Genomic DNA, 23,500 nt, shown 5'->3' with positions numbered 1-23,500 from the left:
CGCCAGTTGCGTCTCTTTCACACCCCCGGCACGCCGGGCGGCGATGAGGAAGGGATGCATTTGGCCCAATGATGCATCGGGCGTTCCGTTCTGGGACGCCCGTTTGCGCGTTCTGGGACGTGTCTGGACGTCACGGTACGTCCGGGATGACCCGGGTACCGTTCGGGCGTAGAACCGGCTGGCCGTCCGGATTTCCGGTGCCCTGAGGGCCGCGTAGAGGGGCTGGGGCTGCCCGGCGGCGTCGTCATCGCCGATGGCGACATGTTCCCAGTAGGCCTGGTTGAGTTGGCGCTTGGTGCGTTCGTCTGCCGCCTCGTAGGTCTCGTGCAGGTTGGTGAGGAAGCTGAGGGCCCGGTCCAGGTTGACGCTGAGGGTGCTGAGCTGGTTCTCGTTTCTGGTGAGTCGTCGCTCAATGGCCGAGAGCTGGTTGCTGATCCGGGTCTGTTCCTTCTTGAGTAGGTCCAAGGGGATGGCATCGGCGTAGTGCGACTGGAGCAGCTTGAGCTGCTCGTGTTCGAGGCGCTGCTTGTCCCTCGCCAGTTGGTCGGTCTCGGCCTGTCGGGTGGAGAGGATCAGGGCGAACTCGTCGTGCAGGTAACGTCGGAGGTCCTCGGCCTCTTGGGACGTGATCGGCTGCTCGGCGTACTGTTCCTCAACCTGTACCTCCACCTTCTCGATGCGGATGGCCTTCTGGGTGCAGGTGGTTCGCTTCTGGTGGCGTCCCAGGCAAACGAAGTACGGGTAGCTCTGCCCGTACCGATTTGTATTGATACTCACAATGAGCCGGCTGCCGCAGCCCAGGCAGACGACCGTGGATTTCAGGTAGTGGTTGTGGCGGCGCTGTTTCTCTCCCTCGCGGTTACGGCTGTCCATGATGTCTTGGACGCGCTGCCAGACGGCCTCCGGGACAAGGGCTTCATGCTGTCCGTCGTAGAGAACGCCGCCGTAGAGAACTTTGCCCGTGTAGTAGGGATGACGTAGGAAGCGGTGGAGCTGGCTGACGCTCAGAGACTTGGAGGGTGTCTTTGGCCCCGGCACGGTGGTAAGGCCGCGCTCGGTCAGTTCACGGTTGAGCGAGATGAGTGTCCACTCGCCGCTGGCATACGCGCTGAACGCCCAGCGCATCAGCTCTGCCCGGTCTGGGTCGAACTGAACCGTACGCTTCTCGACGCCGTTCTCGTAGGTCCGGATGTTCAGGTAGCCAATTGGGGCCTTGCCAATGGTGCCGCCGCCCCTCGCCTTCTGGTGCAGCCCTTTCATGACTTCGTGAGCGAGATTGGCCGAGTAGAACTCGGCAATGTCGCTCATGATGCCGTGAAGCAACCGGCCGCTCGGTGTCTGGTCGATATTCTCCGTCACCGAAACCAAGGTCGCGCCAGACCGTTGGATCGCCATGTTGATCGCCACGTCATCAGCCCGGTTGCGAGCCAGGCGGTCGATCTTGTGCACGATGACGAACTGGGCCGGGTTGTCTTCCAGGTACCGGAGCATGGCCTGCAGCTGCGGCCGACGCGATGAGCGCGCCGATTCGCCAGCATCAGTGAACTCACCGACCACGATGACGCCCAGGCTTTGGGCCTTGCGCAGGCAAGCTTCGCGCTGAGCAGGGATGGAGAAGCCTTCGGCCTCACCGCCTCGCTCGGCTTGTTCGCGGGTGGAGACGCGCAGATAGAGCACGGCCGTGCCCATCTGTGGGGTCGATTGCGAGGTCAGGCTGAGCAGCTTGCTCGGCTTGCCGGTACTTGGGCTCATGTGGCGCTCCACTCCGGTCGAGGCACAGATGCCGTTCGGAAGTAGCGCCGAGGCGTGCCACGTCCCCAGGTGCGGCTCGGGGCTGGTTGGCAGCGCGGCGCAGGGTCTGTCAGCCCAAGCTGCGCCACCCGCACCTCAGCCGCACGAGGTGAGACCTCAAAGATGTCCGCGAGCGATTCGGGCGTCTGCTTTCCGCTCACCCAGGCCCGCTTGACGAGCACCCGGGGCATGAGGACACAGCCAGCGAAGTAGTCGGCCGCTTGCTCGGCTTGCTTGTCCGCGCTGGTCTTCTGGGTTCCGGTGTAAAGCCGGTCAGTCCGGCCGTGGTCGACGATGTGCTTGTACTCGTGGAGCAGCGTGAAGCGTTGGCGGGCTTCGGGTTCCCGGGAGTTCAGGGCGATGATCCACTCTTGTCCGTCCCAGTAGCTCATGCCAGAGGTGGGGATAGGGCGCCGAACGATCCGGATGCGCGGCAAGCCAGCGACTGCATCCTCGGCAAAGGCGTCGTCTGTGGCGCCCGTGAGTTCCCGCAGTCTGGTGGTCTGCAGGTCGGCGATACGGAGCGCTTCGGCAAAGGTGAGCGCTCGTTGTGGCACGAGAGAGCGAAGCCCCGCGAGCACCGAACCGGTATTTGTTCTGGTTGTTTTCGGTTTGGTTGTCATGTATGCCCCCCCTTTCTTTAGGTGTCGCTAGGTAGGTAGTTAGTTCATCTTTATGTTTCGTCTTCGCCGTCTTCGGGACCGGAGTGTCCACCGTGTTTGGCTTGCAGCCTGGCGATGAAGGATTCGACTTCATCGACGGCGTCGGGTGGCAAGTCCTTGTATTTAGCCCGCATGTAGGGGCGGAGTCCGGGAAGGCCCTTGGCCACCGGGTATCCAGCCAGGGTCATTAGGTCGACTGTCGGAACACCAAGAGCCTGAGCTGCTCGTTCGATGGCCTCAGGGTGTGGTGCGGTGATCTGGCCCTGCTCCCAGCGGACGATCTGGGACATGTTCATCCCTACATCTGCGGCGAGGCCTCGGGTCGTAAGTCCCACAGCCTGACGATGCTTACGTACGTAACGTCCAAACTCTTGTGCTTGCTGCTCGTCCATTGATTACAACATCCCTTCTATTTTCTATCTCTATTGTACAGAATTCGATGTGTCAATGCATCACGATTGCAAGATTCCACAACATAGGACAGCCTTTCCTTTGTCACGGATTCGTCCGGAAAACCCAGACCCCGCCGCTGTCTTTGTGCAGAATGGAGATATCTCCGGACAGGTAGGCGTCCTGGACCCAAGCCCCGGTGTCGATCCGGACGTAGGGAGCCAAGTCGCCGACCTTCTCTTCGAGCAGCTGGTCAAGCTCCTCCCGGCTGCCGGTCTCCTCCAACCAGGACTTCGCCCAGGCTTCAGGAGAGTCGTACTCCCCGAGGTAGCAGTCCTTGAAGCTCATGAGCATGTCGGGATCTGCATCGTGCAGATCTGCCCAGGCGGCGAAGGCCGGGCCGTGCTCCGAGATGCCCCGGGCAACGGCCGCGACGATGGTCAGATCCTCGTACTCCCCAGGTCTCCAGTCCCCGAAGTCTTCGTAGTCGAAGATGCCCCACTCCTCGGCGATGTCTCCCGTTTCCTGAGCAGTTGGTGAGCGGCCTAGGATGGCCCGGACGTCCGATTGCACGTCTTCATCGTTCCGGGCGGCATCCATCCAGTCGCCGTGGAGAATCCCGTTGTTGTAGTCGAGCAGTGAGCCGATCCAGATGGCCGGATGGAGCCGCTCCAGGTCCTGCTCGGTAGATGAGCCGGTCCGGGCCTCTGCTTGTGTTCCAGCTTCGTTCCCGGAAGCGGCCAACGCCTCCGGGTTCGTCTCCCCGCCCGGGAAGTTTTCGCTCACAAGCGCCTCCGAGTGGTGGACTTGGCTGGCTCAGGGCTCGCTGGTGTCGCTACGCCGTCAGTCGCGGCGACGCTGCCGAGGAAGCCCGCGATAGCCACCCTTCGGGCCTCAGCCTCGCGTTCGATCTCCCGGTTGACCTCAGCGGCTCTGGCAATAAGGTCGGGGTCGTTCTGGGCTGTTTGCACTCGCTCCTCGATAGACCTGCGGATCTCATCGGCGATGGTGTTGCCGCCGAGCTGAGCAACGAAGGTCAGCTGGGCGTGCAGGCTCTCCTCGATACGGATGCCGAGCGTCTTGACGCGCTGCTGTTCCTGGCTTCGTTCCAGGGCGGCAGCGGTCGCTGTGCCCTCCGCCAGTTGGTCCTGGTGTTCTTGTTGGTGCGGTGGTTGTTGTTCTCTTTCCATAGTTGTTCCTCCTCTCATTGACTTCGTTGTTGGTGACGTCCGAGGCTTCACCTCGGGCCGCGTGGGTCCGCGCAAAGCTTGGCTGGTCAAGTTCACGGCCCGGCCCTGGCTGAGTGCGTGCGCTGCCGGTCCCGCACCGGGACGTACGCCGCGATGCGCGCCCGGGCTTCCTCGGCGAAGTGCTTGGACAGCTCAATCCCCGCCCAGTCCCGTCCGTTCTCTATAGCCCCGAGCGCCGTCGTGCCGGCGCCCATGAAGGGGTCGAGCACGAGGCCTGGTTCACTTGCGCTTCCACATTCACAGGTCGGGTGCAGCGGCCCACGATGCGCTGTCAGATGCCCGCCCATTTCCTCCCGGACGACGTCCCGGACGTATGGCCGCCGGCAGCCGCTGCAGCGGGCTTCCGGACAGCCGGCCCGGGTAGCCATCTCCGCGAGAGCAACGGGAAACGTGGCGTGGTGGCTGCCGCGGTAGTTGCTGGCCGGGATGGTCCAGACGTCGCCCGGATTCTTACCGAGCGGATGACCAACCCGACCCTGCGCGTGCAGCCGGGCAAGGCCGCTTGCGTCGTCGGTGTTCGGGCCGCGCCACTGCTCGCGCTTGGTGCGAATAGCCTGGGCGCTTCCAGCGGGCCTTGTCTTTGACGGCGGTGTCCGGTGCGGCAGGCGCAGGGCTTCGAGATCGAAGAAGTAGCGATCGCTGGCCGCAAAGATGTAGAGCGCCTCCCAGGTTGCTGTCAGACGGTCGCGCACGGAGTGCGGCATCGGGTTGGCTTTCTGCCAGACGATCTTGTTGCGCAGCCGCCAGCCGTCCTCCACGAGGGCGAGGGCCAGCCGCTCCGGTCCAAGTAGCAAGCTCTTGCGGTTTGCTCCTTGGGCAACGTGCGTGCTGTAGGTGTCGGCCACGTTCAGCCAGAACGTGCCGGTCGGCACGAGCACCCGGCGAACCTCAGCGGCTACTTCCTGGAGTTGGTCCACCCAGGCGTTGACGTGAACTTCGAGGCCCAGCTGCCCGGGCGTGTCGTAGTCGCGCAGCCGGAAGTACGGCGGGCTGGTCAGGACCATGTCGACTGAACCACTCGGCAGCGTGCGCAGCTGCGTCAGGGCGTCACCGACGATGATCTTGCCGCGCGGCACGATGCGGAGCGGTGTCTGAGTGGCGGTGGTTGTGGTCGGCGCGGTCATGCGCCACCTCCCGCCATGATCCCCGCCAGGCCGTCCAGGGTGGTGACACGGAAAAGCTCGCGATTGTGACTCAGGTCGCTGTCAATGGCCGCGCGCAGCCGGGCGGCGGCGCCGTCACCCTTCATCACCCAGACGACGAACGGAAAGCCGCCGGATTGCTGTTCAAAGCCGGTGGCCGCGTAGTCCAGGTAACGGCGGCACTTGTTGAGCAGGCGTTTCGTGTTCTCGGTGCCGCAGTCGATCTCAAGGAACCACCGCAGTTCGTACTCCGTGTCACTCGTGTCCACGCTGACGGTGTAGAGGTCGGGTTTCAGTACCTCCCGGCTACCGCCGATACCCGAGTAGTGCCGCCAGCAGTTCGGCTCGGTCTCGATGCGGTCGAGTGTCAGCAGCTTGCGGCGGTCAGCCAGCACGAGCGCGAGATGTGCCTCGGCAACCGCGAGGCCATGACTGAGAAACAAGGCGGAGGGTTCGAAGGAGCGTTTCCGGTTGCCGCTGCTCAGCAGTCGGTGACCGACCGGGCCGAGCTGCCAGACGAACGAAGCCGAGCCGGCCCGGACGCCGCCGATGCGGCGTTCCAGTGGTTCTATGACCCGTTGTTCTTTCAGGCGTTTCAGGACACGGCGGCACACACGAGCAGCAGTCAGCTCACTGGTATGGCCGACGAAGCAGAAGCCCTCAACCTGCCGGGTGGTCAGGTAGCGGTGAGCGGACACCAGCCGGACAACCTGCCAGTCCCGGTCAGTGAGTCCCTCCCGGATCCGCTCAAGTCTTACCGATCCTGTCCGCTTTCCCGTCCGGCCCGTGCGCTCGGGAGAAACCATGCGGGAAACCGCAGGAGTCGTCTCCCTTGGGTGGCCGTATCCGGCCTCTGACGTCGGGGTTCTTCCGGCCCTCGACCACGCGACCGGCAGCCCGGCCGGTACACCCGCCGCTGGGGTGGCTGATGGAGTCTCGGCACTCATGAGGCGCTCCGATCGGTTCCGCTGGTGCCGTCAGCAACCGAGGTGCTTGTGCGCTTGGCCCGTCCCGGACGGGTGCCCGATGCACTGGCGACGTTCGGCTTTCCAATGCTCGCCAGCGCAGCGAACTCGGCCTCGATGTCACTGAGAGATTGGCCGTAGCGGGCCCGGGAAGAGGCCCGAACCTCGCTCGGCCGGGAGATGGCCTTCGGGCTGGGGAGCGTGCGGGCAGAAGCGAAGGGTGTGGTCTTATCCCGCGCAAAGACTGAGGCGTAGACCTGGAACGCGCCGAGACTGGCGAAGTCCACCAGTTCCAGCTCGGGAGCACTCCGGGCGATGATCGTCGCGTCATCAGTGGAGAGCTGGAAGCAGATCCGGGAGCGGGTGTTGGCGAGTACGGCGGTGCGCATGCACGGCGTGAGCTGCCCCAGGAACTGGTGCGCGAGGGTGTAGCTGACGCCCATGCCCCGGGAACGCGCCAAGGCGTCAGCCAGGTCGGTGGGCAGGTGCATGAAAGCGGCGAACTCGTCGAGGTAGACCATGACGGGTGACCGCCGGGACTTCGGTAGGTTGGCTCTCGCCGTGGTGGCCTGCCAGAGTTCGGCAACCACCAGCGCACCGAGCAGGCTGGCGCCTTCCGGGCCAAGCTGGCCTTGAGCGAGCGAGACGAGCAAGATCTTGTTCTGCTCGAAGACGTTCTGCATGGTGACGCGTGGGGCGCGCTGCCCGAGGACGTTCCGAAGACTTGGCCGGAGCAGCCACGGGCGGAGCTTGTTGTGCAGCGGTGCGGTGGCGGCCTGGCGCTCTCCCTCGCTGATCGACTCGAACCACTGCCAGAACGGACCCAGGGCGATCGGGTCATTGACGCTTGCCGTAAGCGACCTCCGGAAGCCCTGGTTGGTGAGGAGCAGCGGCAGCATGACGAGCGAAGCGTCCGGGTGCCGAGTCAGTGTCAGCAGGGAGGCATGCAGGATGTCCTGGCTCCGGGGTCCGAGACCGTCACCGTAGAGGCCTTTGAATATGGCGAGCAGGCCGTCGGCGACCACTTCCGGGTCACGGCCTGCGCCGTGCAGCGGGTTTAAGCCCACCGGACGGTTCCGGTCGGCCGGGTCGAGAACGACCACGTCCGAGACCCTCTCAGCCGGGATGTGCGTCAAGGTCGAGGCGACAAGGTCACCCTGCGGGTCGACCACGACGACGGCGCGGCCGTCCGCGATGTCCTGGGCGATGAGGTGTTCGAGCAAGGTCGACTTGCCCGTGCCGGTCGGCCCGAGCACGTGGGTGTGCCGGAGCGCAGATGAGACGGGCTGCGCCAGATGGACACCGCTGAAGCCCGGTGCACTCGCCTCCCCGATAACCCGCACCGTCCCGGTGGTGCCGGGTGCCGGCGGCAAGAGCCGTGGGTGGCGGGCCGGTTGCCCAGGCAGCGGCTCGTCGCCAATAGGCCAGGCCGAGAGTCTAAGCACCTCGCCGGCGTTCAAACGGAGCGGCCAGAAGAGCGGCCGGCCGCCCCCGTTGAACCGCGCGGCACTGTCCCGGCGTAGCCGCATGACGACACCGGGCGCCTGCGCGGTGCGCAGAGCCCCGAAGAGGCCGCGCAGGAGATCCCGTCGCCTGTTGGGCGACTCGGCGGTGACACCGAGCCGTACGGTGCAGGCGAAACCGTGATCGGCAACCTTGTTTCTGAGCGCGGTTCGTTTCTCGCCGTCGATGACGCCGCCGTTGCCGTACCAGGCGACTTGCCAGAGAGGGGCGACCGTGCTGCTCGGCGACTGGTTCGGCACTGACAGCGGGATGCGCCTCGGGCCGAGGACGACTTGCAGGACAAGCGTTTCAGCGTCGCGAACGCGAGACAGCGCTCCGAGAATCCCACGCGCAGTTGCTTCCGGATCGTCAGTCCTGAGCGGCCGGTGGCGGGTGGAGAGACGGAGCGAGGCGGCCGCCGTGACCAACGTGCGTTTGGTCTCCGGTTCGGTGATCTGGACGCCGAGAGCGTGAACCCGGAGCTGCCGGGCCAGGTCAAGCACGGCGGGCAGTGACCCGCCGATGAGGTAGCTGACACCAGTGCGGGTGGCCCGAGCTTCCAGGATTACGCGAGGCGAGGTCGGATCAACGGCGAGCGAGCGGAGCACGGCAAGTGCTGCGTCGGGGCTGAGGGGCGGTGGCCAGTGGACCTGACGCCAGTGAGTGGGAGCGGACGGCATCAGGCGGCTTCCTCCGGGGAGGGTCCGCTGCCCGGGACGTTGGTCTGTTCCGGGGGCTTTTGCGTAATGGTCGCTTGGTTGGTGGCATCCTTCTCGGCGTCTTTCTCGGCTTGAGCTGACGAGACTTCGGCCAGTTCCAAGAGGGCCCGGCTGAGCTTGCGGTAGTCAATTGGGCGGCGCTTGACACCGCGGGCAGTGATCCGACGAGGTTCCTTCGAGCTCTTCCCCCGGGAGTCTTTGAATGTTCTGGACATAGTTTCCCTCCTTTCGGTTTAGTTGCTTAATAGCGGCATGATGATGCGCCTACGCATCACTCAAGTGTTCTTTGAGTATGTGATGCATGGATGCATCGGTCAATGGTTTTCGTGCATTCCACAACAGCGATCGGAACAGTTGCGTCAGAGGCCAATTAGCGAGGGTTTAAGTTTCCTCGAAACGGCACTGATGTGGTCACTTCGACAACGCCAAAGCCTTTCCGGTTGCCCTACCAGCCGCCCTGACGGGACCGCAGCCACATGGTGAGACTGGCGGTGACGAGCACGGCAATGGCGATACCGACCAGCCAGGGCCAGTCCTCCTCGATGAGGCCGACTGCCCAGTGCAATACCAGAGCGGCGAGGAGCAACGTCACGCAGGCAGCGAGGACCTTGTCCAGCAGTGAGCGCGGGTCATAGCTGGACATCGGAGTTCACCTCGTTGCCCCAGGAAGACCAGCCGGGGCGAGGGCGCCGGGCGAACAACTCCAGGTAGGGCCCGGGTGAACAGCGTTCGATAATGGCGTACTGCTCTTCCGGCTTGTGACTGTGCTCTTGAATAGGGGCGTAGAACCAGGAGCCCTGGCTGCGGAAGCGCATGGGAGCCTTTCCCCGAGTGCCGAGCAAGAGGTGCTCGGTCTGGTTCCGGAGGTACCAGCCGAGGCCAAACCGGGGCTTGATCCAGGTCAGTGTCGAGCGGTAGGTGAAGCCCCAGGCCTCCATGACCGAGCGGCCAGCGAAGAGGCTGGCGTTAGTCACCCACAGCCACAAATGGCAGGCCGGGAGAGCCAGCCGGGAGACCGGCAGGTTCCGGATGGCCTCCAGGTCCATGAGGGGATAGTGCTCACTCGCGCCCCAGCTGCCGACCTGCTGCATGTCCCACGGGGGATCGGCCAGGATCGTGCTGAACCGGGACGACTGTGACGGAGAGCCGGATGAGGGCTGGGGGATGAGTTCGGCGCTCACGGCCTCCGCCCTTCCCGGAGCAGACGCAGCATCGCCTCACTGGTGATGCGCTGCAGCTGCACCTCCGCCAGGCGGCGCTCCAGGTCCACCCGGAGACGGGCGCGGACCGTGGCCACCAGCGGCAAGGCGAAGACAACCGTTCCAGCAACAACACAGGTCGTGATGATGAGAGTGAGGATTAGCACCATGACGGTGGTCACCGGCCAATCCGACGGGCGGCGTCGGCGACAACACCGGCGATGGAGAGAGCGGCGAGATCGGCAACCGTGGCCAGCCGGCCTGAAGCATGCGGAACTGCTTGAGCCAGCGACTGCTCAATTTGACTGAGGAGCGCGACATCCTGCATGGCCTTGGCGGCCACGGAGGAGACGCCGTCAACCCGGGCCGCTTCGACCTCAGCCTTGGCCTGGATGACGGCTGTGCTGATGGTGGTGTCGGTGGAGAGACGAGTCAGGGTGCGGGTGACGCGGGTGGTCGGGAGGATGTTGGTGTAGGGCTGGAGCTGGGACATTGGTGGTTCCTTTCCGAAAGACATGCCCTCGGTGTTCCGGGGACATCTGCGACGGTAGGAACCACGCCAGCGAGCGGCACAGCGAGCGGTAGAGAGTTGGAGGCAATGACGTGCAAAGTTGGAGATCCGACTGCCCGGGGAGGGTCACGAAAGCGTGAAGCAAGCACCGCACCGGGCGCCGGTTGCACCTCGCTCCCCGGGCCATGACCCCGAGGACGTGCGGCGGGAGCTGCTGTATCTGCGCAAGGGCGCGGGATACGCCGACAAGCGCTTGAGCGGATGCGTGGCGCTGGTGGGCGTGCTCGGTGGCGAGACGGAGCCGACGGAGGTGCTGCGGGAGCGTCTGGAGTCGGCGATCGATTCGCTGCACGACGCCGATGGCGAGCTACTGCGCATTGTGTTCGGACTGGACGATGACGTCCGGGGCGTAGCTACGCTCTCGGCTCGCCGGGACCACGCTGGGGCGAGGCTGGGGCTGGGGCGAGAGGCAGTGGCTGACCGGGACGCGCGGGCGGTCGAGCGGCTGCTGCATCAGCTTGTGACCGGGTGGTACCCGAAGTCGCCGGTGGCGATCCGGATTCCGGAGTCACACAACGGGATTGTGAACCACGTGGTGCACATCGGGACGGTCGTGGACAACATGAGGCATGAGCTGACACACCACCAGTACCGGTTCATGGTGACCTTCGACGGTGCGGAGTTCGTGGCGGTGGCGGCAACGCACGGCGGCGCGGTCGCGGTGACCCGCGGGGAGTGGGCGCTGCGGACGCTGACGACGCCAGGCGGTGTCGTGCACCAGTTTTGGCACGTCTCGCCGCTGAGACGCGGCGTGACGTACGAACTAGGGTTCATTGTGCGGAACCCCGACATGGCCAGCGATCCCTACTGGCTGAGCGAGGAGTCACTAGCATTCCACGAGCCGACACGGCACGTGGTGTTTGAGGTGCAGTTCAAAGGAACTGTGCCAGAGCAGATCTGGACGTTCAGCGGGCTGACGGCGGCGGAGAGACCGGGGAGACCGAGCCAGGGCGTGCCGCTCACGCCCGAGTCAGGAACAGTGAGAGCGCAGTTCAGGGATCTGTACGGGGGGCTGTATGCGGGGGTAGCGTGGGACGGTCAACTCCGCGCAAGCCCAGCTACGATGCCCACTTACGAGGCGGGATTGTGCGGCATCACCCCAGTCGGTCGAGCGTGACTTGACCGCCTCAAGGAGGCCACTATGTTGCCTGAAGTTTGCATACGACACGCGGCCCACGCATGCTGGCCAATGCGCCCGTGCTCAACTAGCCACGGCTACTCTTCCGTCATGGGTTCGATATGGCCACGGGATCGGCTGGAGGGGGCAATCCACTTGAATTTCCTTGAGGCGGCCCCCATTGACTTGTCGGCTAACACCGTCTATAATCCCCCCCATGCTGTCGGACTAGTAGCCGACTCTCAGCCAGAGGGGAAGGTGACTGAGCAAACCGGAAACACCTCACGGGGGGAAGATGCAAGAGCAGTCTCATGCGGAAGCGCATACGCCGATTGTGGGCTTGATCGGCGAAGAAACCTCAAAGTGCCGCGTGCCCGAAATTGCCGCGAAGATCGGCCTGGAAACCACCAGGTGCGTCGTGTCTCTAGGACAGGCACCCTCTTTTCAGTCGGCGCCTGGACTGGAAACAGAAACGAACGAGAATACATTGGCTCGCAACGCCCCGCCGACGAGTGTGAATTTGGGGGCTCCTGTGAGTGAGACTGTACTTGAACCGAAGAGCCGCCGTTCTCGCCCAAAGCTGCTTAGTGAGTCCGCACCTCGGACAAAGACTGCGATGCGCAACTATCATATTCAGGCAAGAAGACAAAGAATAATTCAAGACCTACTTGCTGTTAAGCATGTTAAGCCCTCCAAGAGCTAGGCTCCGTAAGAAAATTCCCGACTTGCTGGAGGAAGCGCGTGCAATCAGCAAGCGATGCGCGGTTCCCCCTCTCATCTAGAGCGCTTGTCTCAGACGGGGACTGGGAGGCCAGTATTATGACAGATGTAACGAACTCCGTTTGATGTGATTCAGACCAAACAGGCACAGCTAGCACCGTTGGCCACCGGCCTCCGTAGGAAGCATCAGATCTAAGCTGAGGTCTACCTTCGCGAAAGGTATCAACGATAATACTTTCCGTCCCAAGGGAGATCTCCTCGCTCCGCATTGCGTTTTGATCAACCCACACACCAACGGTTGAGCCGAAGAGTCGGAACACTCGCTCGCTTGATGGATTCCAACGAATCCAAACCTCCACTTTGAGTCGCTCGTCCCTTGCTTCAAGGATCGTCCGACACTCAGGAAGCACGAATTCGGATAAGAAGTCGTGAACCTCGAACTGCATTTCCTCAGTCCGCACCCTTGAGGAATCCAGGCGCAGTTTTTTCCACCAGGAGCCTAGTCGAGCGTAATAGTGCAGTTGCGCCCTCGGGGAGTTGTACTTGCTTCGAGGTGCGGTTATCTTACTGGCTGCTATAAGCTCTCGGAAGAACTGAGCCTGTTGAACATGGAAGTCAACAAATATGGGCGCAACACGGAGCGCGCTCAGTCGAGACTTAACCATCCGCCGTTGATCCGCCCCGGTCGGGTCGCCCTTCGTCCCCCGCTCCATACCAATGAGGGCCCAACGCTTATGGGAGCTTTCTCTCGTAGCTTCAAGAGCACGAAGGAGAGGAGGGTCTGTCAAACTAGCGCCAACCATGATCGCGTTCGAAGTGGTCATGAGCGCCGTGAGGGTCTTTTCGGAGTACTCAGCTGTCCTGTAGTAGTCATGCTCACTAACGACGGGGAACCGATGCTCCGAGCCTCGGCGATGAGAACTGGGTAAATAGCCGTGAAGGTGGATGCATGAGACCTCTGACGCCAGGGGGAGGTCCTGGCTCAGCCAATCTGCGAACTCGGGCCTCTGCTCAACTAGAGGATCAGTTTGGGTAGGGAATCGCACTTTGGGCATGACCGTTTTTCCAGGAATCTGTGAACCAGCCTGACTCCGGGCAATTTCGTGGGCACTTAAGAGGGCGGCAAAAAGGTAGTCGTCGTAATTTGTAGTAACGAGAGCCGCGTTGTGAATGGTACCACTCGCTCCCGCGCTTTCAGAATTGTGCCAAATATATATGAAGTCCGCAATTGCATTTGCAAGCTCACCGCCTCGCCAGAGGCTCGGTCCATAAAGCAGCGGCCGTAGTGCGTCCACCATTCTCTGGCGAGCGTCTATTCCGCGCTTATCTACCGGCTCGGGACTTGTGTCTATGTAGAACTGGTGCGCCGCCGATGCCGCAAAGAGTGGACCAGAACGCTCGACGAAATCGCGGCGAGCTTTAGCCTTGGGGACATGGGGTGCGAGCAGGTTCTCAACCAGTTTACCCCAGGAGAGTCCGGACCGGTCGATTGAGACGCCCGCCCCAGCATAGACAACCAAATTGTGGCTGCGTCTGATTTCCTCTATGGCTTCGACTACCTCGGAACGTCGAAAGAACGCTGTACCAGTATCCAGTTCGCGCAAGTCAGCTTCCTTCGTGGCTAGTTGCTCCCGTGGCGTTACGTCGGCCGCTCATTCTACTAGCTCACGTGCTCACGAGCCCGAGCCCACGCCCAACGTCGTACATCTGCATGCGCATGGCTAGCGGGCGTCAGTAAGCTTGCGTAGCGTGGCTCATCCTTGCCGACCGGATCATGATCTGAAAGGGATCGTCCAGAGGTGGGGCGGTTCAGACGGCAACAGAAATCGTGGTGGATCTGTAATTCGTACTACCTTCGACCAGCTCTACGACGGCCAGCACACCGGCCGCTACCGGTGGGACCAGCTGTTCAAGACCGAGAAGACGCACTTCGGTACTCTGCTGGAGATCAATCTGCGCCGCGAGTTCGACGACATCATCGAGGACGGTGAGGTCCTGGACTACCGCATCGCCGGCCACGAGGTTGACTGCAAGTACTCCCAGACCGACGGTGGGTGGATGATCCCGCCTGAAGCCTTCGGGCAGATCCTGCTTGTGGTGACTGCGTCGGATGCGCTTGGCACATGGAGCCTCGGCTTCGTCCGAGCATCACCCGAGCATCTGCGGTCGAGCCGCAACCGCGACGGCAAAACGCAGTTGAACCCAGCCGGACGGGCTGCCGTTGCCTGGGTGGCGCGCGATGCTGCGCTTCCTCCGAACGTGCTCCTGAGCCTGAGCGAGGATCAGCTGCAGCGGATCTTCGCGCCGACGAGCGGTCAGAAGCGGGTGAACGAGCTATTGCGCACAGCCACCAACCGCCGCATCGGCCGGAACACGATTGCAACCGTCGCTCAGCAGGACGACTTCATGAAGAGGGTGCGCTCCAACGGCGGGGCACGTTCCCATCTTGCTGCGGAAGGCATCATCATCCCCGGCGGGGACTACGCCAGCCACCGTCAGATCGCGAGCAAGCTGGGTGCTGCCGTCCCGCAACCTGGCGAGGTCGTTAGTGTGCGGGTGGTTCCCGCTCAAGCAGGCGCCACCCAGAGCGTGCTGCTCGATGGCAACAACTGGCGCCTCGCCCGTGACGATGAGCCCGCAACGCAACCGGCACCTCGGCTACCGGAAACACGGCGAAAGTCACAGCCGTGAGTTCAACTGCGCTACGGTCCTGACCGTGAGCGATCGTCCGCTGCCCGAGCCTGACAGCGAAGAGCTGGCCACGCTGGTGGGGTCATCCATGCAGCGGATGCTGTACGGGTTGTTATACAGGCGGCGGAACACGAACCCGCCGACAATGGTCGAGCTTAGAGCCTTCGCCGCTGACGCGCTCGGCGAAGACCAATCGCAGACAGACCGCCGGGTCCGGGAATTGCGCCGCTACTTTGAGATTCTGGTCCAGCGTCCAGACGGTCAACCTCGCTACGTCTTGACCGGGTGGGCGGTGACGCCCGCTGCACTCGACGCCCTCGACATCAGCCTGAGGAGACGCGCTGAGGTGCTCGCGGCCGGCCGGTGCGCGATGTGTGGCCGCACTCCCAATGATCACCACGTTGTCCTCGTGGTTGACCACCGGGTCCCCGTGTCTTGGGGAGGTACGAGCGACCCCGAGAACCTCCAGGCGCTGTGTGAAGACTGCAACTCCGGAAAGCGCGACTACTTCCAGACTTTCGAGAAGTACTCCGAAGAGATCCGCCTGGCGGCCAATCACGCCGAACCGCAGCGCCGGATCGGCGAACTCCTCAAGGCCTTCGAAGGTAAGTGGGTGCGGGGGGACCTGATCGGCGTGGTGGCGAGCGCCAAGGAGTACCAGGAAGACTGGCAGCGCCGCTTGCGGGACCTGCGTTTCCTCGGCTGGGAGATTGAGCACCAGAACCGCTACGACGAGGGAGCACGCGTGCGCGCCTACTACCGAGCAGTGACGTGGAAAGAGCTTCCCGAAAACATTCCGCAGGCGATACGCGAAGAAACCATGCGGAGGAAGAAGGAGAAATCGGGCTAGCCTGCGGCTAGCCGACACTCCGTAGACGCTCGCCGGAAGACGCAGACCGCGCTGCCCGAATCGCAGTCGCAATTGACGAACCAACGGCCTCGGCCACAGGCGGCGGGAAAGCGTTGCCAACCTGCCGGTACGACGCGGTCTTACGCCCTGAAAACTTCCACGTTGCCGGGAAGCCTTGGATGACAGCGGCCATGCGGACAGTGAGCTTCGGGATGTGGTTGACGGATTCGTCTGCCCCGGGCGCAGCATCCGCCAGACCTCGCCCGTCGACGCCGAGTTGCAGCCAGCCGGCCCGGGCCCTCGTGGGACCGAGATCGGGGCCACCATGCTTCCGTGACCCCCCGACCAGCGTCGGTCCAATGCCGTTTGCCCGCTTGGCCCATGCGCTCGCTCCGGGCCACCCATGCTCGGCCATGAGGTCACGCAGCTTCTCGCCGACAGTCGGCGGCGCGTGGTGTGGGCGGGGCCACTCGAAGTACACGAAGGCGTCGGGTTTCATTGCCACCAGGATGAAACGGGGGCGTAGCTGCGGGACGCCGTACTCACTAGCGTTCAGCACCTGCCAATCTGATTCGTATCCAAGTTCAGTGAGCCGCTCCTGGACCGCCTCACGGTAGGAAGCAAACTTGGCGGTCGACAGGCCGCGCACGTTTTCGAGCATGACGGCCTCGGGCTGGGCTTCCTCGACCAAGCGCAGGGCCTCGGGGAACAGGTCCCGCTCGTCATCCGCTCCCAGCTGCTTCCCCGCGATGGAGAACGGCGGGCACGGGACCCCACCCGCCAGGAGAGTGACCCCGGCGTAGTCCGAACCATCGATGTCACGAACGTCGTTCTCCAGCACTGTCCAGTGCGGTCGGTTCAGCCGGAGGGTCTCACACGCATCGGGATCGATCTCCACGGCCGCCAGGTGCTCGAACCCGGCCTGTTCTAGGCCGTACGACTGTCCCCCAGCCCCCGCACATATCTCCAGGCAGGTCATCTGATCCACGTTCACTTCTCCGTTCGGTCCACACGAACATGCGTTCGATCGATGTCCCATCCTTCCCCACCGTCGGAGGCCAGGCAAGCCCCAGAATAGAGCCTGTGGATAAGCCTTCAAGGGAGGCGCGCCTGTGGACGTAAGGTCTACGTCACCCGCCCATCGGACGAGACACCCCGAACCGCCACCTCGACCGCAGAGACGACAGCGTCGACGTCGTCGTGCTCCCAGAACCGCAGAACTGTCCATCCCGCGCTCGTCAGCAGCCCGTCCACTTCCTGGTCGCGCTCCTTGGTCCGCAGGATCTTGGGATTCCAGTAGGTCTCGTTGCGGCTGAACGACGTTCGGCCGTGTTCAGGGCAGCCGTGCCAGAAGCATCCGTCGATGAAGACGACCACCCGCTGACGTGTGAAGACGATGTCCGCTCGTCTCGGCAGAGTTGGCTCGGGACGCACCGCTACGCGGTAGCGCAGCCCACGGGCGTGGAGCCGCTGGCGTACCCGAAGCTCCGGTTTCGTGTCCCGGGAGCGGTTGGCCTGCATGTTGCGGCGACGTTCTGGGGATACTGCCCACGACTCGAAGGCAGGTTCGCTGCCCTCTGCAACTAGTGGATCAAAGTTGCCCCGATTGTCGTCACCTGGCGGGGTCATACACAGCAACTTCCACGGATGTAATTCTGAACGTAGAATGCCCCCATGAGCACCAGAACCTCGGCAATCCCGCCGAGTGGCTGGGGGTCGCCGAGGTCCGGTTCTACGTGGTGGTAGGCCGTCAACCTATGGGTGTTCCTTGCATCGCCGCAAGTTATGCGCCGGGTTGTGACCAAGTCGATGTCTAGCCGCAGCAGTGCTCCTATCCGTCTTCGGACGGAGAACGGAGGACGCCCCGATGGCATCCCCCCAGAAGCCGGGTTCCCCGGCCGACCAGTCCGGTCAGTACCAAGCAGTCGGCCCGCGCGGTGGCCACGTCTCCGACCTGGAGATCACCGCCGTGCAGGGCCGACCGCTGCCTCCCACCGGACAGCCCGGCTGGCAGTGGCAGTTGGTCGACCAGACCAAGCACAAGAACTGAGTTCTGGTACGGACCTGGCCCGCGCTCTTCTCGATGCGGGCCAGGTCCCTCTGGAGGGCCGGTACTTGACCCGAGGAGGAGACGATACATACCTATACCTTGCACCGTGAAGTAGAAGCGCAGTGCCATTGCTGCCAAGTCTTGTCTACGTTTATCTTCAAGGCGGCGAGCGATCAGGTCATTTGCAAGTCTTGCCTCAGGCACGTCGGCGACAGCAAAGACAAACTTGCGCTGAAGAACCAGGACCACCTTGGCCTGTGGAAGTCTGAGATTGAGCTCGTCCGGCACAAGGCGGCAGCGGTTATAGCTGCCCACAAAGAGAAAGTAAGGAGGGCTGAAGCAGAAGTAGCACGGGTGAACTTGGAGAATCAGGGGCTGCGCAAGACACTGGAACAAGGTTTCTCCGCGGCAGCCCCTGCTGATGTCCAAAGGATTCTGAGATCAGCTGAGGTCAAGGCCGCCGAGGAACGCACCGAGAGCGCCTACCGGTCTCGTGACCACGCGTACCGGGGACTTTGGGCTGTCAACGAACTACACCACCCACTTGAGAGCCAACCTGACAAGTGCTCTTGCGGACTGCTCGCGACGCGCTGCCAGGTCACGATGGCCCTTGAGGGGATTCGCGCCTCGCTCTATCGCTGGGAACGAAGCCAAGCGGAGCGCTCGTTGGCGGGCCGGCCGCACGGGCTACCGAGGGACCACCCGGCTAGCCGCGGCAGCTGGTAACAACGAGTCCTCTTCCGAATAGCCGTCTTCGGGGGTTCCCCGTGTCGTGGCCGCGACGGTAGGCCGTCCAGTCCGAGTTGGCGTTGTCCTAGCCGCTCATCAGCGAAGTGTTCGACGATCATCCGCCCTTGCGAAGGAAGACGCGACCAGGATACTTGAGTCACGGAAGGTCCGGACCTGGAGGCGATCATGGCACGCAGGCGCTTGGTTTCGTTCGCTGCGGCGTTGGCTCTTTTGGGAGGCGGCGTGCTTGCTTCCGCACCCTCTGCTGGAGCTGGCGTAGTTCCGAATTTCTACTACTGCTCGCGCTGGACGAATAAGTGCGTGCAGACCAACCCACCTCACAACTACAGCGTCCCCAACTCCTGTCACTGGGTGTGGACGTGGTATGGCAGCGGCATGTCAACAAGCGGCTGCAACACCTGGTGGTGAGTTGGGGCTGTTCTGGACCACGCGGATTCTGGCGACTGCACTTAGGATTAGAAAGACCAGAATCCCTCCGAAGACCCACTCGTTGCCGTACATTTGCCAGAGCGATGTTTCTGTCGGTGCGGGCATGAGCTGCGGAAATATTCGGTTGCCTAACGAGGACTCCCAAGACAGGCAGAGAATATAGGCGAGTTCGGCGAGAACACCGATTATCGCTCCTTGAAATAGCCGTCTCACGCCGACTCGTCGTCGTGCCCAGATAATCATGACTCCAGTCAAAATACCGAATGGCAAGATCGCGCCCACCACGAGAAGATGCTGCGGCCCAGCCAATGGAGTACCGTATTTCAAGGACGTAACCCCATTGCAAATGGGGACCGCCGAAAGCGTCACGATGACTATTGTTGCGGCGGCTTCCATGATGGTTCGTGCTAACTGAGGAATCTTCTTGAGCATTTACACACATTTTATGCGTATGCTTAAGCGAAATCAAGCTCAAACTATGAGCCAACGCGCACGACACTGAATGCGAGCTCTCATTGCCCCTGCGCACTCACGCGCAGGAGGGTTTCCACCTCCACCTTCAGCACCTCACTCAGCATGATCAGGGTCGTCAGCCGTGGGTTGAGCGGGGTGCCCGGTCGGGACTCGCCCTTCTCGAACTTCTGGTAGGTGTAGGCGGAGATGCCGACGCGGTAGGCAACGTCCTCCTGACTGAGGCCGAGTTCGTGACGTGCCTGCTGCAGCCGGACCCCGATCTCCCGTGCCCGAACGTCCCAGTTCTCGGGGACTGTCCGCGGCCGTGCCATGGAGCCACTGTCAGGTGGTCCTTGCTTGCCGACCACCATACATGTATGGGAATCTCTGGATGGGCATACCCACCGTGGGGTGACCTGATTCCCTGGAAGGAGTGCACGATGAGTGGTGGCGGCGGGTACGAGGCCATGGACGTCCGTCCGGGATCGACGGCGACGATCAGGCTGCGCGCGTGGCTGCGGAAGATGCTGGGCCGCTCTCACTGAGGAGCGTCCAGACCACGGTGAATCCCGCACGCGGGAGGAGCCAACCGGGCAGGTCGACGTCTATAGCTTTGGCGCCGGCCTGCTCGGGCAATCTCGAGACTTGACTTCGTTGGCTGCTGCTGACTAGGTCCATGACCGACACGCGCTCGACGTCGGCTGCGGTGTAGTCCAGCCTGAGCGACAGGTTGTGGCACGGCTGAGGCACCTCGATGAAGAAGAAGTGACCCGCCTGGCTGACGATCGTTCGGTACGCGTGGCGAATGCGAACCGGCTCGGCATCCTCACCTACCTCAACACCTAAATGCACGGTGTATGTCTGTCCGCTCCGCCGAGCTGATCGTCGGATGGGTTTCTCGTGCCCGTCGACGCTGAAGCTGAGGAGTTCGAACGAGTCCCGCAACGACGGGTCGATGCCCGGGCGCGGCGTCATGAACCAAGTGCTGGTGGAGGGAATGTCTGTAGCAAGGTCATCGAACTCTACGCGGTCGCTGACGCAGGCGAACCGCCTGGACGCGTGGGCGGGGGTTGTCGTGTACTCCCATTCGACAAGTAGGTCAAAGACAGGGGTACCAGAGGTACCCCTGTCTACTGCAGTAGACAGGGGTACCAGAGGTACCCCTGTCTACTGCAGTAGACAGCCGGATCGTCACCTGGACGTCGTGCCACCGCTCAGCGGCCCGGATGGCCTGATCGCGAACGTCGGCGTAGATCTCACGGGCGAACTCGGCGTTACCAAGTCTGAGTGCCATCGCGTTGGTGGCGATGGTGTCGAGCAGCTCGGGCGTGGCGACACGCTTCAAGTCCTCTGGTTGGATGGCGAAGCCCTCAATGACTGCATCGCGCATGACTGGCGCCTCCGACTTCAGCGTCTCGCGCAGGCGCCGAACAGCGTTCTCCTCATCGTCCTTGCGGGTGTAGTAGTCGTAGGCCGTTCCGACGACGCCGATGCCGAAGAGTGTCGCACCCAGCTCGGAGAACGGGACAACATGCAGCCAGGACCACGAGCCTAGGCTCAACGTGTCGAGCCACCGCATGAGCGCCATGAGCAGTGTGCCGAGCGCCGAGAAGGTGACCCCGAGGAGGGTCATCTTGGTTCGACGTAGGTCGGAAGACTTGGATGTCATTAATGTTTCAATTATACTAGATGCCGACGGGGTGTGAAAGTTGTCCCATGAGGCCCGCTCCCCTTCGCTTCGCGGAGGGCGTAGGTCCCGCCACGCCCTCAACACCTGTCGTATCTCTGACAACATGCGTCACCTGGTTGCCCAGGCTATGTGTCTGCAACGACCGCGCAGCCCATTGCGACAACTGAGGGCCGACAACGGAACCGAGCTGTCACCTGAGGCGTGGAATCCATGTTTCGTCTTAAGCCTAATCCAGTGGGAGGCGCGTGATTCGATCGGTGTGAACCGCGTACAGGAAGGGGCCGGGGGAGTTCTCGTCTTGAGGCACTCCGAACAGGCCCAATACCGCAAATGCCACCCAATCCAGGACGCGCCCGGCCATGCGGTGCATCACTGCGCCGCGAGGCGGCGCTTGAGCATCCCGGCAAGCTTGTTCATCTGCTCAACGTGGGCGTAGTCCCCGTCGGTTTGCAGGACGGCGGGGCCGACGGCATACGTGATGATGGCGACCGCATAGTCGTCGACGATGCCCATCTGGCGGGTGTCGGTGTCGGGACGCAGCCAGCCGCCCTTGAACGCGGTCGCACCGATCTGGCCCAGGCCCCAGCTATGCGCGGGGATCGGATGCATCGAGCCCAGCACATAGCGGCTGGTGCGGGCGTTGACCACGCGGCCGGCCGAGAGCGCCGCCATGAACCGCACCTGCTCGCGTGGGCTCCACAGCATTCCGCCGAAGGTGCTCGACGGCACCGCGGTCTCGCGGTCGCCGATGGCGCGCAGCAACGCGGTGATCGGGGCTTGCGCCCCGCCGGGGATCGCGGCTTGCAGCTGCAGCAGCGCATCCATGTCGGAGGCGGTCAGCGCGCGGCGGATCCGGTCCCGCTGGCCGGTCGTCAGCACCGCCGGATCGCCGCCGGCGACGGTCGCCACGAACGCGCAGACGACGAGCACCTTGCTGGTCGAATAGGCCTTCTCCAGCGGGACGCTGCCCTCGACGGTGACTCGCCCCGGCCGGGACAGCGGCGCGAATGCCCAAGCGTTGCGCCTGTTGCCGACCAGCGACGGTGGGGCCGGGGCTTCGCGCTGAGTGCTCCGGGCGGCGGGAGAGGAACTGCCGGGCGACGAGGCCCGGGCCGAGGACGACGGCGGGGCCGGCTGTTGCCGGGCGGCGGTCGGCGTGGTGATCTCGGCATCCGTGCGTGGCGCCTCGGATGGTTGCCCGCTGGCGGCGCTGCACCCGCTCAGTCCCGCTGCCGCCGCGCCGATCATCGTCGCGCCCAGCTCCCGTCTCGTATGCCGCCCGCGGCCCACGGTTAGGTCCTCGGGAAGGGCTGTGGGCCCGGGGCCGCGGTGTCCTGGATGAGGCCGCCGCGCTGGAAGCCGTGGAAGCGCGTGCCCTGGGTGGTGACCGTGCCCTGGTCACCCTCGGCGAGCAGGCCGTAGTCCTCACCGCGCAGCCCAAACTCCTCGCGCGAGCGGTCGGGGAACTCGAAGGTTGCGAAATAGTGGCTCGACGCCGAGGAGTTGCCGCCCCCGCTGATGCCGGTCCGCTTGGCGACGACGGTCGCCGGACGGTTGAGCAGGGGTGCTCGCCGGTTGGCCGCCGAGCGCCGGACACCGCGGATGACGGCGAGCATGATCGCGACCATCAGCGCGCCAAAGAGGACGACGATCGCGAGGAAGGCGATCACGAACCAAGTCGGTGCTCCCGAATCGTGCGGCATCGACCACGAACCTTTCCACGCCCTCGAATCCAGACTCCTACGGTACCTGCCTGGGGAGGCCGACGCGGGTGCCACATTCGGGGCAGTACTGTTCCGCGCGCGCATGCGCGCAGACCGTGCGGTTCAGGTGCGCGCGCACGGTATCGACGATGAAACTCAGGTGGGCCACGGGGCCGTTGCCCAGGCTCGAGTCCACGCCCTCGGCAATGACGTCGCCGGACGTCAATTCGACGGGTTCGGTGATCATTTCCCCGTCGCCGGCCGTGCCGGCGAAGCGGGAGGCGATGTGGCCGTTGGGCACCAGATCGAGCTCGATGCGCACTGCCCGTGCCGCTCGCGAAAGAAGAAGGAGCGGCCGTCGATCGTGCCCTCCCAGACCTCGGGGCAGGCGGGACAGGTCTGCTCCGCGGTGACACGCGGGTGGGCGCCGAGCCACCGCTGCACATCGCGCCGGTCACGGTCGGCCGCAGCCCGCTCCGCTGTGGACTCCGGGCTGGACAGCCACGCATCCCATCGCGCCATGCGTTGCACACGCTCGTGCTCGCGCCGCTCGGCGTCCCAGGTGCAGGGGCAGTCGAAACCGGCGTCATGGCTCCCGTCGCCGTCCTCGGGAAGGGAGGGGTGACATCCGCGCTGGCACAACTCGCCACGCTCGTCGGTGTGGTCAAAAAGCACCGCCATGACCAGATCGGCCGTCATGTCGTCGAGGCCGGCCCGCTGCCGCAGCCGCTCGGCATACCGCGCCCGGATGCGAGCACGGCTGGCCGCACGCTCCGCCGGACGGCGGGCGCGCTCGTCATCGTCCCCGAAGGTGACGAGGAACAGGTCGGCCACCTCGTAACCGTAAGGCGGCCT

General features: G+C 63.6%; 28 protein-coding genes. 4 read left to right on the top strand and 24 right to left on the bottom strand.

Going from position 1 to position 23,500, the window contains the following annotated elements; all coding sequences use genetic code 11:
• The 13 genes from V9G19_RS04510 to V9G19_RS04450 all read right to left on the bottom strand — a co-directional run.
• Positions 1 to 1,752: recombinase family protein (locus V9G19_RS04510; protein WP_462284279.1), on the bottom strand; the 1,752-nt coding region annotated here is incomplete at its 3' end.
• Entirely contained in the window at positions 1,749 to 2,183 is a 435-nt protein-coding gene (locus V9G19_RS04505; protein ID WP_462284278.1) for an ImmA/IrrE family metallo-endopeptidase, read from the bottom strand. The genes V9G19_RS04505 and V9G19_RS04510, both read right to left, overlap by 4 nt.
• A 281-nt stretch (positions 2,184 to 2,464) precedes the next feature.
• Entirely contained in the window at positions 2,465 to 2,845 is a 381-nt protein-coding gene (locus tag V9G19_RS04500; RefSeq protein WP_462284277.1) for a helix-turn-helix domain-containing protein, read from the bottom strand.
• A gap of 103 nt (positions 2,846 to 2,948) precedes the next feature.
• Positions 2,949 to 3,629, bottom strand: a complete 681-nt coding sequence (locus V9G19_RS04495) for an antirestriction protein ArdA (protein ID WP_462284276.1) — start codon at positions 3,627 to 3,629, stop codon at positions 2,949 to 2,951.
• Complete coding sequence (locus tag V9G19_RS04490) at positions 3,626 to 4,033, bottom strand: hypothetical protein (protein ID WP_462284275.1); 408 nt, start codon at positions 4,031 to 4,033, stop codon at positions 3,626 to 3,628. The genes V9G19_RS04495 and V9G19_RS04490 overlap by 4 nt, the downstream gene beginning before the upstream one ends.
• Positions 4,034 to 4,125: 92 nt before the next feature.
• On the bottom strand, positions 4,126 to 5,217 hold the full coding sequence (locus tag V9G19_RS04485; RefSeq protein ID WP_462284274.1) for a DNA-methyltransferase: 1,092 nt from the start codon (positions 5,215 to 5,217) through the stop codon (positions 4,126 to 4,128).
• Positions 5,214 to 5,933, bottom strand: coding sequence for a replication-relaxation family protein (locus V9G19_RS04480; protein WP_462284273.1), 720 nt, complete (start codon positions 5,931 to 5,933; stop codon positions 5,214 to 5,216). Before V9G19_RS04480 ends, V9G19_RS04485 begins: the two co-directional genes overlap by 4 nt.
• A 245-nt stretch (positions 5,934 to 6,178) precedes the next feature.
• Positions 6,179 to 8,383, bottom strand: coding sequence for a type IV secretory system conjugative DNA transfer family protein (locus V9G19_RS04475; RefSeq protein ID WP_462284272.1), 2,205 nt, complete (start codon positions 8,381 to 8,383; stop codon positions 6,179 to 6,181).
• Positions 8,383 to 8,637: a hypothetical protein gene (locus tag V9G19_RS04470; protein ID WP_462284271.1), complete on the bottom strand. Its 255-nt coding sequence runs from the start codon at positions 8,635 to 8,637 to the stop codon at positions 8,383 to 8,385. Before V9G19_RS04470 ends, V9G19_RS04475 begins: the two co-directional genes overlap by 1 nt.
• Before the next feature lie 230 nt (positions 8,638 to 8,867).
• A complete protein-coding gene (locus V9G19_RS04465; RefSeq protein ID WP_462284270.1) occupies positions 8,868 to 9,065 on the bottom strand; it encodes a hypothetical protein in 198 nt (65 codons plus the stop codon).
• The gene (locus V9G19_RS04460; RefSeq protein ID WP_462284269.1) at positions 9,052 to 9,603 is read right to left on the bottom strand and encodes an MT-A70 family methyltransferase; all 552 of its coding nucleotides are present in this window, start codon (positions 9,601 to 9,603) and stop codon (positions 9,052 to 9,054) included. The genes V9G19_RS04465 and V9G19_RS04460 overlap by 14 nt, the downstream gene beginning before the upstream one ends.
• A complete protein-coding gene (locus V9G19_RS04455; RefSeq protein ID WP_462284268.1) occupies positions 9,600 to 9,803 on the bottom strand; it encodes a hypothetical protein in 204 nt (67 codons plus the stop codon). The genes V9G19_RS04460 and V9G19_RS04455 overlap by 4 nt, the downstream gene beginning before the upstream one ends.
• Positions 9,800 to 10,114, bottom strand: coding sequence for a hypothetical protein (locus V9G19_RS04450; protein WP_462284267.1), 315 nt, complete (start codon positions 10,112 to 10,114; stop codon positions 9,800 to 9,802). The genes V9G19_RS04455 and V9G19_RS04450 overlap by 4 nt, the downstream gene beginning before the upstream one ends.
• Before the next feature lie 217 nt (positions 10,115 to 10,331).
• Between V9G19_RS04450 and V9G19_RS04445 the strand changes: the two genes are divergently transcribed.
• Positions 10,332 to 11,309, top strand: coding sequence for a hypothetical protein (locus tag V9G19_RS04445; RefSeq protein ID WP_462284266.1), 978 nt, complete (start codon positions 10,332 to 10,334; stop codon positions 11,307 to 11,309).
• A gap of 683 nt (positions 11,310 to 11,992) precedes the next feature.
• Here the strand turns inward: V9G19_RS04445 and V9G19_RS04440 are convergent.
• Positions 11,993 to 13,633, bottom strand: coding sequence for an SIR2 family protein (locus V9G19_RS04440; protein WP_462284265.1), 1,641 nt, complete (start codon positions 13,631 to 13,633; stop codon positions 11,993 to 11,995).
• 145 nt (positions 13,634 to 13,778) lie between these two features.
• Between V9G19_RS04440 and V9G19_RS04435 the strand changes: the two genes are divergently transcribed.
• Positions 13,779 to 14,720 carry a NaeI family type II restriction endonuclease gene (locus V9G19_RS04435; RefSeq protein ID WP_462284264.1) on the top strand — a complete coding sequence of 314 codons (942 nt, stop codon included), beginning with the start codon at positions 13,779 to 13,781 and terminating at the stop codon, positions 14,718 to 14,720.
• A 25-nt stretch (positions 14,721 to 14,745) separates the two neighbouring features.
• The gene (locus V9G19_RS04430) at positions 14,746 to 15,570 is read left to right on the top strand and encodes an HNH endonuclease (RefSeq protein ID WP_462284263.1); all 825 of its coding nucleotides are present in this window, start codon (positions 14,746 to 14,748) and stop codon (positions 15,568 to 15,570) included.
• A 7-nt stretch (positions 15,571 to 15,577) separates the two neighbouring features.
• On the opposite strand, the gene V9G19_RS04425 is transcribed toward V9G19_RS04430, so the two are convergent.
• Complete coding sequence (locus tag V9G19_RS04425; RefSeq protein WP_462284297.1) at positions 15,578 to 16,549, bottom strand: DNA cytosine methyltransferase; 972 nt, start codon at positions 16,547 to 16,549, stop codon at positions 15,578 to 15,580.
• A 146-nt stretch (positions 16,550 to 16,695) separates the two neighbouring features.
• Positions 16,696 to 17,199, bottom strand: a complete 504-nt coding sequence (locus tag V9G19_RS04420; protein ID WP_462284262.1) for a very short patch repair endonuclease — start codon at positions 17,197 to 17,199, stop codon at positions 16,696 to 16,698.
• A 238-nt stretch (positions 17,200 to 17,437) separates the two neighbouring features.
• Here V9G19_RS04420 and V9G19_RS04415 point away from each other — a divergent pair, with 238 nt between their 5' ends.
• Positions 17,438 to 17,620: a hypothetical protein gene (locus V9G19_RS04415; protein WP_462284261.1), complete on the top strand. Its 183-nt coding sequence runs from the start codon at positions 17,438 to 17,440 to the stop codon at positions 17,618 to 17,620.
• Between the two features lie 1,128 nt (positions 17,621 to 18,748).
• Here V9G19_RS04415 and V9G19_RS04410 read toward each other — a convergent pair.
• From V9G19_RS04410 to V9G19_RS04375, 8 genes are all read right to left on the bottom strand, one after another.
• Complete coding sequence (locus V9G19_RS04410; RefSeq protein WP_462284260.1) at positions 18,749 to 19,231, bottom strand: hypothetical protein; 483 nt, start codon at positions 19,229 to 19,231, stop codon at positions 18,749 to 18,751.
• 80 nt (positions 19,232 to 19,311) lie between these two features.
• Positions 19,312 to 19,584 carry a helix-turn-helix domain-containing protein gene (locus tag V9G19_RS04405; RefSeq protein ID WP_462284259.1) on the bottom strand — a complete coding sequence of 91 codons (273 nt, stop codon included), beginning with the start codon at positions 19,582 to 19,584 and terminating at the stop codon, positions 19,312 to 19,314.
• Positions 19,585 to 19,750: 166 nt separating this feature from the next.
• The gene (locus tag V9G19_RS04400) at positions 19,751 to 20,227 is read right to left on the bottom strand and encodes a hypothetical protein (protein WP_462284258.1); all 477 of its coding nucleotides are present in this window, start codon (positions 20,225 to 20,227) and stop codon (positions 19,751 to 19,753) included.
• A 124-nt stretch (positions 20,228 to 20,351) separates the two neighbouring features.
• Positions 20,352 to 20,885, bottom strand: a complete 534-nt coding sequence (locus tag V9G19_RS04395) for a hypothetical protein (protein WP_462284257.1) — start codon at positions 20,883 to 20,885, stop codon at positions 20,352 to 20,354.
• 426 nt (positions 20,886 to 21,311) lie between these two features.
• Positions 21,312 to 22,232, bottom strand: coding sequence for a serine hydrolase (locus V9G19_RS04390; RefSeq protein ID WP_462284256.1), 921 nt, complete (start codon positions 22,230 to 22,232; stop codon positions 21,312 to 21,314).
• A 2-nt stretch (positions 22,233 to 22,234) separates the two neighbouring features.
• Positions 22,235 to 22,645 (bottom strand): DUF2500 domain-containing protein, encoded by a 411-nt coding sequence (locus V9G19_RS04385; RefSeq protein ID WP_462284255.1) that lies wholly within the window; start codon positions 22,643 to 22,645, stop codon positions 22,235 to 22,237.
• Between the two features lie 37 nt (positions 22,646 to 22,682).
• Positions 22,683 to 22,892: a hypothetical protein gene (locus tag V9G19_RS04380; protein WP_462284254.1), complete on the bottom strand. Its 210-nt coding sequence runs from the start codon at positions 22,890 to 22,892 to the stop codon at positions 22,683 to 22,685.
• On the bottom strand, positions 22,889 to 23,479 hold the full coding sequence (locus V9G19_RS04375; protein WP_462284253.1) for a hypothetical protein: 591 nt from the start codon (positions 23,477 to 23,479) through the stop codon (positions 22,889 to 22,891). Before V9G19_RS04375 ends, V9G19_RS04380 begins: the two co-directional genes overlap by 4 nt.
• Positions 23,480 to 23,500: the final 21 nt, after the last annotated feature.

The sequence above is a fragment of the Nostocoides sp. genome, assembly GCF_037045025.1.
Classification (GTDB): domain Bacteria; phylum Actinomycetota; class Actinomycetes; order Actinomycetales; family Dermatophilaceae; genus Nostocoides_A.
This window is presented reverse-complemented; position numbering and strand designations above follow the sequence as displayed.